The 14,005-nt window shown below is 47.6% G+C and carries 12 protein-coding genes and 1 other annotated feature; of the genes, 7 read left to right on the top strand and 5 right to left on the bottom strand.

Going from position 1 to position 14,005, the window contains the following annotated elements; all coding sequences use genetic code 11:
- Positions 1–23: 23 nt before the first annotated feature.
- Complete coding sequence (locus B4C70_RS12475) at positions 24–806, bottom strand: alpha/beta hydrolase (protein ID WP_290779894.1); 783 nt, start codon at positions 804–806, stop codon at positions 24–26.
- Between the two features lie 15 nt (positions 807–821).
- Entirely contained in the window at positions 822–2,498 is a 1,677-nt protein-coding gene (locus tag B4C70_RS12470) for a GGDEF domain-containing protein (RefSeq protein WP_290779891.1), read from the bottom strand.
- Between the two features lie 129 nt (positions 2,499–2,627).
- Positions 2,628–2,846, top strand: a binding site (T-box leader).
- A gap of 59 nt (positions 2,847–2,905) precedes the next feature.
- Here B4C70_RS12470 and argS point away from each other — a divergent pair.
- On the top strand, positions 2,906–4,588 hold the full coding sequence (gene argS, locus B4C70_RS12465) for an arginine--tRNA ligase (protein ID WP_290779887.1): 1,683 nt from the start codon (positions 2,906–2,908) through the stop codon (positions 4,586–4,588).
- A gap of 30 nt (positions 4,589–4,618) precedes the next feature.
- A complete protein-coding gene (locus B4C70_RS12460) occupies positions 4,619–5,224 on the top strand; it encodes a hypothetical protein (RefSeq protein ID WP_290779884.1) in 606 nt (201 codons plus the stop codon).
- 62 nt (positions 5,225–5,286) lie between these two features.
- Here B4C70_RS12460 and B4C70_RS12455 read toward each other — a convergent pair whose 3' ends face one another.
- Both B4C70_RS12455 and B4C70_RS12450 read right to left on the bottom strand, forming a co-directional pair.
- Positions 5,287–5,880, bottom strand: a complete 594-nt coding sequence (locus B4C70_RS12455) for a metallophosphoesterase family protein (RefSeq protein ID WP_290719432.1) — start codon at positions 5,878–5,880, stop codon at positions 5,287–5,289.
- 80 nt (positions 5,881–5,960) lie between these two features.
- On the bottom strand, positions 5,961–6,455 hold the full coding sequence (locus B4C70_RS12450; RefSeq protein ID WP_023469671.1) for a YajQ family cyclic di-GMP-binding protein: 495 nt from the start codon (positions 6,453–6,455) through the stop codon (positions 5,961–5,963).
- A 111-nt stretch (positions 6,456–6,566) separates the two neighbouring features.
- On the opposite strand from B4C70_RS12450, the gene pulA reads away from it, so the two are divergent.
- Positions 6,567–8,573, top strand: coding sequence for a type I pullulanase (gene pulA, locus B4C70_RS12445; protein ID WP_290779881.1), 2,007 nt, complete (start codon positions 6,567–6,569; stop codon positions 8,571–8,573).
- A 181-nt stretch (positions 8,574–8,754) separates the two neighbouring features.
- Entirely contained in the window at positions 8,755–9,237 is a 483-nt protein-coding gene (locus tag B4C70_RS12440) for a site-2 protease family protein (RefSeq protein ID WP_290779878.1), read from the top strand.
- Between the two features lie 47 nt (positions 9,238–9,284).
- Here the strand turns inward: B4C70_RS12440 and B4C70_RS12435 are convergent, their stop codons facing one another.
- Positions 9,285–9,458, bottom strand: a complete 174-nt coding sequence (locus B4C70_RS12435) for a YycC family protein (RefSeq protein ID WP_069201452.1) — start codon at positions 9,456–9,458, stop codon at positions 9,285–9,287.
- A 115-nt stretch (positions 9,459–9,573) separates the two neighbouring features.
- Between B4C70_RS12435 and B4C70_RS12430 the strand changes: the two genes are divergently transcribed.
- The 3 genes from B4C70_RS12430 to B4C70_RS12420 all read left to right on the top strand — a co-directional run bounded on the left by B4C70_RS12430 (position 9,574) and on the right by B4C70_RS12420 (position 13,736).
- Entirely contained in the window at positions 9,574–10,368 is a 795-nt protein-coding gene (locus B4C70_RS12430) for a hypothetical protein (RefSeq protein ID WP_290779876.1), read from the top strand.
- 69 nt (positions 10,369–10,437) lie between these two features.
- Positions 10,438–12,528: an MMPL family transporter gene (locus B4C70_RS12425; RefSeq protein ID WP_290779874.1), complete on the top strand. Its 2,091-nt coding sequence runs from the start codon at positions 10,438–10,440 to the stop codon at positions 12,526–12,528.
- A gap of 92 nt (positions 12,529–12,620) precedes the next feature.
- Positions 12,621–13,736 carry an NADH-dependent flavin oxidoreductase gene (locus tag B4C70_RS12420; RefSeq protein ID WP_023469665.1) on the top strand — a complete coding sequence of 372 codons (1,116 nt, stop codon included), beginning with the start codon at positions 12,621–12,623 and terminating at the stop codon, positions 13,734–13,736.
- Positions 13,737–14,005: the final 269 nt, after the last annotated feature.

Raw genomic sequence — 14,005 nt, 5'->3', positions numbered from 1 at the left:
AACCGTCCGGCTTTTTTGTGTATTCAAGAGGATGGGAACAAGTAACGTAAAATATCTGGCAAACGTTTGGCCCAGGCCGTTTCATGATGGATTGCTTCCGGAATGATCGTATAGCGACTTTGAGCGAGTTTCTGTTCGACCGCTCGCGCTAAGACATCATTCGTGTGTAAATAATCCGTCTCGGTCATCGGACCACTCACTTCTTTTGTGCCGACATCCATATAACAGCGATGGGCAGTAGACAGCGACGGACTGCGCTCGATGAATTCAAGAAGTGAGGAGAAATTTGCCCATCCGGCCGTCGACAGGGCAGCGACACGCGTGATGACTTCCGGATACGCGAACAATCCATAAAGCGAAATGACGCCACCCATCGAGCTGCCGATCATCGTCGTATCGTCAGGGCGTGTCGCGTAGTTGGCATCAATGTATGGTTTTAACTCGCGGATGATCCAGTCCATATAGACCTTACCGTTGCCACCGATTGACGTCCGGTGCGAAGGATAGGCGCTCCGCATCAATAAGGCTTCGTCACTCCAAGGAGCATAGTCATCGTACCGATCCATTCCATCTTCTGGACTGTCAATCGCGACGACCATTGCCGGAATCTGTGTCTGTTGTAGTGCAAGATGAATCTCCCAGCCTTTTCCGAACGAGGCGGTTTCTCCACTAAAGACGTTTTGTCCGTCATGCATATAAATTACTGGTAAAGCTTCAGAAGGATCAAAATGTGGCGGACGATGAATTCGAATCGTCCGGTGGGTTTGTGATGTCGGTAGCGTCATTTCAATTTCCGTAATCGACAATAGAGTCACGACCTTTCAAAGATTTGCATAGTGCGCGGTACAATTGCGTCCGTTGTGTTTTCCGCCGACATAGAGTGCATGATCGGCTTGACGTAGCGATTCTTCGAACGTCCGTTGATATCTTTCTTCCACTGTATCAATTCCGAGGCTTATAGTTAAGGAAAGTCGGTGACCATCGACGAGGAAGGGGCGATCCATGACCGCATGGCGGACCGTCTCGGCAATCTGAATGGCAGCCTCTTGACTACGATTTCGCAACAAAAGTACGAATTCCTCCCCGCCATAACGAGCAGCGAAGACATCATCATGTTGCAGTTGGATCACCTGGATGCGTCGACCGAGTTCACGGAGGACGAGATCGCCTACTTTATGCCCGTACGTATCGTTGACGCGTTTGAAATGATCGATATCAAACAGAATCACGGAAAGCGGATAGCAATCAGCAGCGAATTCTTGTCGACCGTGTTCGTAAAAGGCGCGACTATTTGGTAATTCCGTTAAGGCGTCAGTCCGACTTTCTGTATAGAGTTGAACCGTTTCACGAGAGCGTTCTAGGACGCGACAAAAGATACGGAGTAGACGAGATAATTCGTCGGCATTCGTCGCATCATAGGCGTCTGCGACTTGATGGAACAGAATGATCGAGACATCGACTTCTCCGCTCGTAATCGAAGGAATTGCTAGCATTGAATGGCGATCGACAGGCAATCCGATTTGAATATCGTTTCCCCAGTCGCAACGAAGACCATAGATGATCGGGGTATGCAAATCGTCGGCTGTCAAAGAGTGAAACAGCGGTAACACATCGATCGGTTGCTTCGTCCGGATGTCATAGATGACTTGTTTCCGCTGTTGTTGAATCGAAATCCAGCCTTCAGAAAACGATAGCAGATGCGGTAAATCGAGAAGTAACGAGTCGATCGTCTCGCGTTCGAAGCGGGAGATCAATAAGTGTTCCTTCGCATCATCAAATCGTTTAGCATTATCATTTGCTTCAAGTGAGTCACCACGTTCTTGCAACAGACGTTTGAATAAAAAGAGAATCAAGGCGGAGACTGTAGCCGCGACAAGAGGACTTTCATCGTAGAACCAGATCCCAAGTAGAGCACTTAACATACTGATTCCGTAGACGAGGGACTGAAGCTTCACAAGACGTTGCCAATCGTATTTCAAGAAAAGAAAGCGATTGACGAGCAGACATTGGAAGTAAGAAACAAGGAAGACTGTGATCAAAAAGCCGATGAAGGGAATCAGAGCTTTTGTATACGTAAAGCTTGAGCCGATCGGTCCACCGAGCGCTTCATACGCAAATACCGGAAGCGAGATGTAGACTAAATCAAACAAGGCGTTGATTGGGTAGAGATAGGCGAAACGTTTCCAGCGAATCGCTTTTCGGTGAGACATGAATTGAAAGACGAGAATACCGACTTGGCTTAAAATCAAAGCGTACGTCAAACCGTAATTGAGGAATAAAAATAAAATGATTCCTTCTTGAAACGTATAATAAATGCCGCCACGACGGACATTATCGAACTGAAACAGGAGAACGAGCCCAAACAAATAAAGGGTATTGACGATGGAGATGGAAGGAGGGAAGGTAGGTGGATGAACGATGCCAATCAATAACAATGTCAAGGCGACGAGACTGAAAACGATCCAGCTCGTCCGGGCTACCTGTTGGTAGTAGCGCATGAAACATCCCTCTCCCTGAGAAGTATCTTTTATTCCTATACCCGAATTGTGGAAATTTTGATAAGCCATTTACCAAAAAAATAAGGTTGAGAGAAAAGAAAGAATTGCGTATAATGTGAAAGATATCGAATACAGTCGATGATGAAGAGAGTAACGGTTGATTTTCGTCAACTAGCGAATCAGGGAATGGTGGAAGCCTGAGGACGAACCGGTCGTGAAGCGCACTTCTGAGACGCTACCCGATTCCTGAAGGAAAAGGCGTAGCCGGGGGAACCCCGTTATCCCCGAACAAGGTGGGTGTCAAAAGGACACCAAGAAGAGTGGTACCGCGGTCATTCCGTCTCTTTGCGCGTGGCGCAAGGGGCGTTTTTTATTGCCAAAAATCAGTGAAGCAGGAGGAAATAAAGATGAGTTATAAAACGCAATACGCAGAAGTATTACATCAAGTCATGGAAGGTGCCTTATCGATTGAACAAATCGAACAACTAATCGAGCAACCGAAACATGAAGATCATGGAGATCTAGCATTCCCATGCTTCATGCTCGCGAAAGCATTCCGTAAAGCACCCAATATGATTGCTTCGGACCTCGCAGAAAAAATCGACGCGCCATTGTTCTCAAACGTTCAGGCTGTAGGTCCTTACATCAACGTCTTCTTGAATCGGGAAGTCGTCTCGCAAGAAATCGTCAACCAAGTTCTGACGGAAAATGAGGCGTTCGGATCAAGTGAAGCCAATGGAAAAACGATTGTCACTGATTTTTCATCACCAAACATCGCGAAACCATTCTCGATGGGTCACTTACGTTCAACGGTAATCGGAAACGCGCTCAACCAAATCTCACGTAAAAAAGGGTACGACGTCGTCGGGATCAACCATTTAGGGGACTGGGGAACACAGTTCGGGAAATTGATGGTTGCGTACACGATGTGGGGTGAGGAAGAAGCGGTCCGTGCAGAACCAATCAAGGAATTGTTGAAATTATATGTCCGGTTCCACGAAGAAGCGGAAACAAATCCGGCACTTGAAGACGAAGGACGTCTCTGGTTCAAAAAACTCGAACAAGGTGATGAGCAGGCAACAACGCTTTGGACGTGGTTCCGTGAAGTCTCACTTGTTGAGTTCAATCGTGTTTATGAGATGCTCGGAGTTAAATTCGATAGCTTGAACGGAGAAGCTTTCTACAACGACAAGATGCAACACGTCATCGATTTGCTTGAAGAAAAAGATTTACTCGTCGAATCAGAAGGGGCAATGGTCGTCGACCTCGAAGCAGAAGGTATGCCGCCTGCTTTGATTAAAAAGAAGGATGGCGCAACGCTTTATGCGACACGTGACTTAGCCGCTGCTGTCTATCGTCTCGAAACGTACCGTTTTGAGCAAGCATTCTACGTCGTTGGCGGCGAACAAGCGCTTCACTTTAAGCAATTGTTCGCAGTCCTGAAGAAACTTGGATTTGAGAATGTCGACGGAATGCACCATGTACCGTTCGGTTTGATTATGAAAGACGGAAAGAAAATGTCTACGCGTAAAGGTCGGATCGTCTTGCTTGAAGAAGTACTACAAGAAGCAATCGACGTCGCGAAGCAAAACATCGCGGAAAAAAATCCGAACTTAGCGAATGCCGAAGCAACAGCTCGTCAAGTAGGTGTTGGCGCCGTCATCTTCCATGATTTGAAAAATGAACGGATGAACAATATCGAGTTCGATCTTGAGCAGATGTTGAAATTCGAAGGTGAAACAGGACCGTATGTCCAGTATACGAATGCTCGTGCGCACTCATTGCTCCGTAAAGGTAGCTATGATGGCACACCATTCGCTGGCAGTGCCGATGACCATGCATGGGGTGTCGTATCGATGCTGAACCAATTCTCGACGGTCATCGATCGCGCGTTCACACGTCGCGAGCCGTCAATCATCAGCCGTTACGTCTTAGATCTTGCACAAAGCTTTAATAAATACTACGGACACGTCCGTGTTCTCGAAGATGACGCAGCAAAACAATCGCGTCTTGCACTCGTCAAGTCCGTCACGATCGTCTTGACAGAAGGTCTTCGTTTACTTGGTGTCGGCGCTCCGGAAGAAATGTAAGACCAATCCACGAATAAGAAGAGGTAGATTATGAAGACTGAGACGAAAGACCGATTACAGCAAGCTGCTTCACGGATGAAGCAGGAGCCTTTGGCAGAAACCGTCGCCTTCATGGCTGATTTTCACGGGAAACTCGCTGCTTGGTTACCGGGAGAGTCTGTCGATTTCGTTCACGATTTCGTGACGGCGCCGGAAGCTGATTTGATTGCTCCGATCGAAGGAGACGCGTTGCGCACGAAAGACAATTTTGAATTCTTCATGCGTAAAAAACAGACACGAAAAAAACTCGGCGAACTGTTGACGCTTTGGAAGTCGGCGCGCACGACAGAGACGTTGAGTCAAATCGATGCGATCGGATTGAAAAAATGGCTCGCTCGTAATGAATTCCGTTCGGAAGACAAGCCATGGGATTATTTGAACCGTCTGCATGTTCTTCTGTTCCTTGATTTGATGACGACGATCATCGATGATCATCGATTGACGAGTTTGCATGAGCAACTTGTCGGTACAACACCAGTCCCGACGAGCTTCGTACGTCGTCAAGGGGATGTCCGTCAAGTCATCGAAACATTCGCGGAAGAGACGAACTTCACACAAGTGGATGTTGTTAAGGCATCGCTTGTCCGTTATCTCTGATCAATAAGATACACGAACAAAAGCCGTCGAGCCCTGTGCCCGACGGCTTTTGTCGTATCTTCTTACTTCGCCTGATAGAATACGATCGTTTGTTGCTCTGAATCGTAAAGACACCATTCTCGTTCGAACATGACGGGACCTAGATTGACGGCATACCGTCCTCCTTTGATGGATAAAGTTTGACCTAGTGGGCTCGGTTTCGCGATGCCATTTCGAAACAAACCTCTGATATGACTATGACCAAAAAAGAGTAACGGTTCGCGTTGTTGTGACAGGTCGGGTAGAAAATCCCGCGACCAACTGAGTTGATCTCCATGAATCAATAACGCCCCCTCGATCCGTTGTTTTCGAGGGCAATCGCGTAATGCATCGATGACAGGAGATAGATGTGGTGGAACGAGCGACAGGATGCGCTCTTCTTGATTACCAAGTAACGTCTTAAAATCAATCAGCTTTAAAAAATCATCATCGAGCGTCACGACGAGGGAGAGCGATTCGAAAGAATAGCGCTTCGCTCGCTTTTTACCGACATGGCATTCATGAACATCACCGAGACAAAACAAATGCGCATCGGGAGCGAGCCGCCGTATGTCAGCTAGGACAGCCGCTGTGTCGGCTAATGAGCTATGAAGATCCGCAAAAAGGGCATAACGCATGATCGACCACTCCTTTGTTAAGGAGATACCCGAAAATGCGCTATGCCTATCTTTTGAATATGAGCGTTCAGATCAATCGATTAACGGAAGTTAATGAATTGAACGTCGACCGATAATGGAAGCTCACGAACGATTTGCATGACTTGTTGCAAGTCGTCACGTGATTTACCTGTGACGCGGATTTGATCATCTTGGATCTGTGTCTTCACTTTTAATTTCGATTCCTTGACGGCATTGTTGATCTTTTTCGCATCGTCACGATCAATCCCGCTCTTAAGGATGACGCGTTGGCGAACCGTATTGCCAGCAGCCTGTTCGACTTTTTCGTACTGCAGGTTTTTTGTCGGGACTTCGCGCTTAATCAATTTTGCTGTTAAGACATCTTTGACTTGATCGAGTTTGAAATCGTCATCTGAGATTAGAATCAAATCCTCTTTTTCGAGCTTCATGTCGCTCTTTGAACCTTTGAAGTCGAAGCGGTTCGTGATTTCTTTTAGTGCGATCTGAACGGCATTCTTGACTTCCTCGATGTTGATTTGTGACACGATATCAAATGAATTATCTTTTGCTGCCATGTTAATCTCCCCTTTCATTCCACTCTCTATTTTAGAGAGGAATACCGGAAGCGTCCACTGCTTTGAAATTTTGTTATAATAAAAACCATGAAATGAAAGGGGTGCTTAGCTTTGAAACAAACAGCAGACATGTTGACGCTCACACCGCAAGAACTGGATGAGCGATTTGCCTATAGTGGAAATGATTTAGGAGCGACCTTCTCAGAGACAGCAATTCGCGTGCGCTTGTGGGCGCCGACGGCAGAACGTGTCGTGATTCGTCTCTACAAGACACTACGCGCACGAAAAGTCGAAGAGGTCGAGATGGTGGCAGGCGAACGGGGAACGTACGTCGTTGAACTCGATCGAGCGGCATATGAAGGTTATTTCTATACGTTTCAAGCGAGCATCAACGGACAAAAGGTCGAGGCGGTCGATCCGTATGCGAAAGCCGTCGGAACGAATGGAAAACGCGGTGCGTTGATCGACCCGACAAGTGTGACACCAGAACGATGGATCGAAGAACGCCCACTGTTCCATTCTTCGCAAGACGCAGTTGTGTATGAATTACATGTACGCGATGCAACGAGTCATCCGGCTAGTGGTGTCGTCGCACGTGGTACGTTCACTGGATTGACGGAAGCAGGGACACGGACACCAAATGGCGGATTGACAGGACTTGATTATTTAGCGGATCTTGGTGTGACGCATGTCCAGTTGCTGCCGATCTATGATTTTGGCTCAGTCAATGAGACAGCGCCGAACGACCCGGATAACTATAACTGGGGGTATGATCCGATGAACTACTTTGCGCCGGAAGGTTCGTACTCATCGAATCCGGATGATCCACGAACGCGGATCCTTGAGTTAAAGCAATTGGTACAAGCGTTACATGATCGTGGGATCCGTGTCATCATGGACGTCGTCTTCAATCATACGTATGATGCAGCAACGGTTCCGCTCGGTCAATTCGTTCCTGGATACTTTTATCGTCAAGAGGCGGATGGGAGTCTCTCAAACGGTAGTTTCTGTGGAAATGATACTGCATCTGAACGTCTGATGATGCGAAAGTTCATTCTTGATTGTGTGACGTACTGGGCGAAAGAATACCATCTCGATGGGTTCCGCTTCGACTTAATGGGACTTCATGATGTCGAGACGATGAATCAAGTGCGCCATGCACTTGACCGGATTGATCCATCGATTCTGATCATCGGTGAAGGCTGGGATCTCGATACGCCACTTGATCCGGAAGAAAAAGCGAACTATTTCAACGCACCGAAGATGCCAGGAATCGCTCATTTCAACAACGGTTTACGGGACGGGGTCAAAGGCGACGTCCAAACGCCAGAAGACCGTGGTTTCATCAGTGGTGCATTTGACCGGACGAGTGAAGTCAAACGGGGAATCGCTGGTAACGTCTCTTCGCAAGGGTTTGCCGATGAGCCGAATCAAGTCGTCTCGTACGTCGAGGCGCACGATGATTTGACGATTTGGGATAAATTGACGGTGTCTCGTCCAGAAGACACGGAAGAGATTCGTCGGAAACGGCAAATGCTTGCAAATGCGATCATTTTGACGGGACAAGGGATTCCTTTCCTCCATGCCGGACAAGAGTTCTTCCGGACGAAAGACGGTATTCGTGACAGCTTCAATGCCGGAGAGGTCGTGAATCGTCTCGACTATGAACGGGCAGAAACAGAGCGTCCAGCAGTCGAGTACGTCAAAGGATTGATTGCCCTTCGTCGTCAGTATCCGATGTTCCGTCTCGCAAACGCGGCGATGATCAAAAAACATCTTCGTTTCCTTGAAGAAGAGGAAGGTGTCATTGCCTTTGAACTGAAGCGAACATATGAAGGATACGTCGAACGGCAGCGTGTCTATCACAATGCGACGGAAAAAGATATCACGATTGAATTGCCAAATGGTGAATTCGAGGTGTTAGTGGAGTCGGGTGCCGTTAAATTACACGCACCACGGTTGCACGAAGAAAAACAGTTAGTCGTTCCAGCATTGACGACTACGGTTATTGCGGAACGAAAAGCAGATTACAAGAAATACGCGGTAGCAGGTGGTGCAGCACTGACGATCATCGGATTGTTGTACGCAGCGAACAAGCGTCGTAAGAAAACCGATTAAATCAAAAAGGACGAAGCGCTATAAGGCTTCGTCCTTTTTTGCGTGGATGACAGTCCGATGTCAGCCTGTCATACAATTGATTTACGAAAATCATTGAAAGATTGTTTGAACATACATCTTTCGGGAACAATTCATATGTAGTATTTTAAATGTTGTTTTGACGTGAAAGGATGTACGTTGTATGTTCGGTTTCGGTGATTTATGGAAATTCTTTTTGTCGTTCTTTTTACTATTGCCTATCGTGACATTGATTCATGAGATGGGACATTACTTTTTTGCCCGATTATTCGGCGGAAACATGGAGATCAATATCGGTTCAGGAAAGTCGTTGCTTCGTGTTGGTCCGATTCGTTTGAATCGCGTCTATTTTTGGGATGGTTGGTGTCAATATGAGGCACTACGTAAGGAGACGAAATTCGCCAACATTCTGGTTTATGCCGGTGGATCGATTGCAAACGTGGCGAGTATCTTAGCAATCAATGGTCTGATTTACGCCGGTGTGTTCGAAGCATCAATCTTTACCTATCAATTCGCGTATTTTTCGTTTTATTTCGTCTTTTTCTCCCTCTTCCCGATCGATCATCCGAACGGTTATCCGAGTGATGGGAAAGCAATCATTAACGTCTTCCAGTATGGTAAATCAGAATATCATCCGCAATCCTAAGGTGAAAAATAAAGCCTCCTTCCACCGTTGGAAAAGAGGCTACTTACTCAAGATTCCGATTCGCTAGACGAATCAGGTTCCGTGTTCGCTTGTTCCTGCTCGAGTTCGACGAGCTTTTGAATCAAGATATGGCGTGGCATATGCATTAGTTGTTCAAGTGGTACGTTCAGACGTTTCGCAAGTTCGACAGCTGTCTCTGCGGATAATTGTAAAGGTTTCATCGTGTTCGTCCTCCTTTTTCCATGAAGTTAGTATAACAGGAGGTGCAAGCCGAGCGCATCAATAGTAGCGAGAAACTGAGAAGGTTGATACCGTATGAAGTAGGAAGTGATGCATATGTATAAACCTGCTGCAGAGCTGTTACTCCATGAATCCGTCTCACTGTTTGATCGCATCGGGGAGGATTTGCTTCTTTTTCGAGATCGCCACGGATTTATGAAATGTGATGCGGATTTAAGACCACTGTGGGAAACAGCATGTGCGTATGTTCCATTCTCCTGGTACATTGAGCCAGGCGGTGGACGATTGTTCATCGTATTTGAAGAGTCAGCTTATTTTGGTTTATTGGATTTAGAGCAAGGGCATTTAAATTACATTAAGCGACCCGCTGCTTTTTCCGAAGCATGGTTCAGTAATTTATTCTTGTGGCAAGATGATGAAATCTTCCTATACACGGCAGAAACGGACGTCGTCTGTGTGAACGTTCAAACAGGGGACTGGCGGTACTCAAACTATGAAGAGGCGCCGCTGTTCGGACGATTAGTTGAGCGAGGATATGATACACGTTTGACGTTCGAGCGATTCATCGCACCTACGACGATCATCTCCTATGATGATCTACAAGAACGGTATGTGATTTGGGATGCCGCGACGAATCAGGAATCAATCATTCCTTTTTCGGATTACGCGGAGTATTCACTCGTTGACCACCGGCACCAATTGTTTTCGATCACCGATTCCTCTCGGTTTTACTTGTATGAAAAGAGTCAGCTGAAATATAAGTTCGAGGGATGCTACTCCTCCGTTTTACTCAAAAGTGTGTTACTCGATGAAGAGGCGCGGCGTCTTGCGATCGTGTCGACATCGGCGACATTCGGCAACACATGGATTCAAATTTTTCAAAAGACGTAATGAAACATCCTTTTCGCTTTTCAGCAAGAAGGATGTTTTTTGTACGTTTATACAGGAAGGAGACGCATCATGGAACGGCTTGGTCATCTGATTAGTGCGTATTTTCGAGGAGTGTTGATCGTTTGGGGGCTTCTACTCGTCGTGCTTGGTTATTTTGCATATCAATTACCCGATCGTCTAGAAGGAAATGGATTTACACGTGACGGTGATTTTCAACGTGTCGAAACGGTGCTCGCTCAAGATTTTGGGCAGGATCCACATACGATCATCGTCCTATTTGAGAATCAAGAGAATCTACGACAAACGATGGTACAACATGTCGAGCGCTTCCGTGACATCAAAGGAGTCGGGAACGTCATTGGTCCCGTCGAAAATCCGCGAGCGATGCGGGACGATAAGGGATACGTGACAGTCGGTGTACCAACACTTGATGCGAAATGGGCAACAGCGGTCACACGTCAACTGGATGGTACCGGGATGATTCGGCTAACGGGTGAACCGGTCGTCGTTGATAATTTGAATACAGCGTCCAAAAATGACCTCATCCGAGCTGAGTTAATCGGAATTCCGGCAGCATTGATCGTCTTACTACTCGTTTTCGGTACACCCGTTGCCGCCATCTTACCCTTGATCATGGGACTCGTCACTTTTGTTTTGGGAGCCGGTATTCTTTATTTCGTTGCCGGACAACAAGAGTTATCGATCTTCGTCTTGAATGCGGTCGCAATGATTTCGCTGGCACTCGGCATTGATTTTTCGTTGTTATACGTTAATCGGTTCCGTGAAGAACGGCAGGACGGACAAGGGATTCGGTCGGCAGCGATTCGTTCGGTCGAGACGGCAGGACGCTCGATTTTATTTTCCGGAATCTGTGTATTCGTCGGACTTGCCGGATTGTTGTTGATTGATGTTGATGTCTTCCGCGCTGTCGCAATCGGGACACTCGTTTCGGTACTCGGGGCAGTCGTCAGTGCGTTGACATTATTACCGGCACTATTAATCGTTTTCGGGAAGGTAATAGAAAAAGGACGACTTTTCCGGCAACAAGCAGGTCGTGGAGAAGATCGTTGGCGCCGCCTCGCACGTTTCGTCATGAAGCGCCCGGTCGCAGTTACGATTTTGTCCTTATTGCTGTTGTTACCTTGTTTATTGCCGTTACGTGACTTGACGTTGAACATTCCGCAAGCAACTGCCTTGCCGGAATCCTATCCGTCGCGTCTCGCCTTTGAGTCGTGGGAAAAAACATTCGGAAACGATGGAACGGACGCCGTCCTCATCTTATCTGCTGATGCTTCCTCAGAGGTGGGACGAGAAAAAATCGAAGACGTGACGATTCGACTCGAGTCGGATCCCGATGTACGTTCCGTCGTATCCGCCGCAACGATTACCGAACAGCAACAAGTGCCGCTCGAGCAGTTAGTCGCTGTTCCGGCCGGGCGCGAAGCTTTGACGGCATTTCTATCAGAGAACGACCAAGCACGAATTGATGTTAACTTAAAAGGAGATCCCGGCGATGCTGCTTCGCAAGACTGGGTGCGAAAGATGCAAGCGGACGGTTATCTTGTCGGGGGACCGGCAGCCTTCAATCAGGAAATTTATGATGCCATTGAATCGAAACTCCCACTAGCAGTCGGTGTCGTCGTCTTGGCAACGTTCATCATCCTGCTGATTGCGTTCCGGTCCATCTTGATCCCAATCAAGGCGATTCTGATGAATTTGCTTAGTCTAGGAGCGACATTCGGGTTACTCGTCATCTTGTTCGAGTCCGGCGCAGTTCTTCCGCAGGAGACGATCGGCATTCTGACACCAGTCTTCATCTTCTCACTCGTCTTTGGTTTATCGATGGATTATGAAGTGTTCCTCGTCTCGCGAATGGAAGAATATTATGACGAGACAGGCGATAACGATTACGCGACCGAGATGGGGCTTGCGAAGACGAGTAAGATCATTACGTCTGCTGCCTTGATCATGATCGTCGTCACAGGAGCGTTTGCCTTCACGGGCGTCAGTCCAATCAAACAACTAGGCGTCGGTATCGCGCTTGCGATTTTTATTGATGCTACGATCGTCCGGATGCTCCTCGTCCCCGCACTGATGAAACTATTTGGTCACTGGAACTGGTGGTGGCCGGGGGGGCGCCGTAAAGCAATCCGCAAGTGACACATTGCGTAAGCACATCAGTAGCTATTCAGAGGAAGACGAGCGTATACTGTCGATATTCAATTCAAGAAACTAGAGGAGGCACTTCACTCATGGCAACTCAAGCAATGTTTGAACCATTTACATTACCAAACGGTGTGACGCTGAAAAACCGCGTCTTGATGGCACCGATGACGAACTATGCGGCACAAGAGAACGGCGAAGTATCGGATGCGGAACTCGCGTACTATGCAGAACGTTCAGGCGGCGTCAGTGCGGTCATTACAGCATGTGCGAACGTCACGGCAGACGGTCAAGGATTCCCGAATGAGTTCGGTGCGCATCGTGACGATCTCGTTCCAAGTCTGAAGCGACTCGCAAAAACGATTCAAGATAAAGGCGCAAAAGCGATCTTACAAATCTTCCACGCTGGTCGTATGGCACCACCAGAACTCGTCGGTGGACAAACAGTCAGTGCAAGTGCTGTCGCACCCGTACGTGAAGGGGCAATGACACCTCGTGCGCTAGAGGCGGAAGAAGTTGAAGCAATCATTGAAGCATTCGGTCAAGCGACACGTCGTGCGATGGAAGCTGGATTTGATGGTGTTGAGATTCACGGTGCGAACACGTACTTGATTCAACAATTCTTCTCACCACACTCAAACCGTCGCGAAGACAAATGGGGCGGTAGCTTAGAAAAACGTCTCGCCTTCCCATTAGCGGTCGTAGATGCAGTCGAAGCTGTCGCGAAACAGGATCCTTCGTTCATCGTCGGATACCGTTTCTCTCCAGAAGAGATCGAAAATCCAGGAATCACACTCGATGATACGATGCGCCTCGTCGATGAGCTAGCGAAAAAAGACCTCGATTACTTGCACGTTTCCGTGATGGACTTCTTCGCAGGTTCGATTCGTGACGAAAATGCAACGACATCACCAATCACGCTCGTCCAAGAACGGGTTGGCGAACAAGTACCTGTCATCGGTGTCGGATCGCTGCACACAGCGGACGAAGTCGAACAAGGTTTGGCTGTCGTTCCAATGATCGCTCTCGGTCGTGAACTGATCATGGAACCGAAATGGGTTGAAAAAGTCGAAGCGGGTGACCTTGCGTCAATCCGGACCGAACTTGATCCAGAAGCACAAGCAGAACTCGTCGTTCCAGATGCATTATGGGCAGGCATCACAAGTCGTCCAGGCTGGTTCCCGATCAAACAAACAAGCAAATAATAGAACAGCATCAAAAAGCACTCTAGATTTCGTGTCTAGAGTGCTTTGAGACTGAAGGTAAAGTGCAATTTTTCTCTAACGAGAAGGATTGCGCTTTTTTGTTCGTCTCGCATCGTTTTCCTGGGACAAGCATCGCGCCGCTTCGCTTCGCTGCAGGGTCGCTCTTGCTTGTTTTTCCCTAGGAAGCGATGTCGAGTGAACAAAACGCTTCTCGAATCCTTCTTCTAGAAAAAAACGCGTTTCACACCACTCTGATATGCTCCCCAAAA

Source organism: Exiguobacterium sp. UBA5002 (genome assembly GCF_002396765.1).
In the GTDB taxonomy this organism is placed as follows: Bacteria; Bacillota; Bacilli; order Exiguobacteriales; family Exiguobacteriaceae; genus Exiguobacterium_A.
Note: the sequence above shows the minus strand (reverse complement) of the source record. Positions and strands in the feature narration are given on the sequence as shown.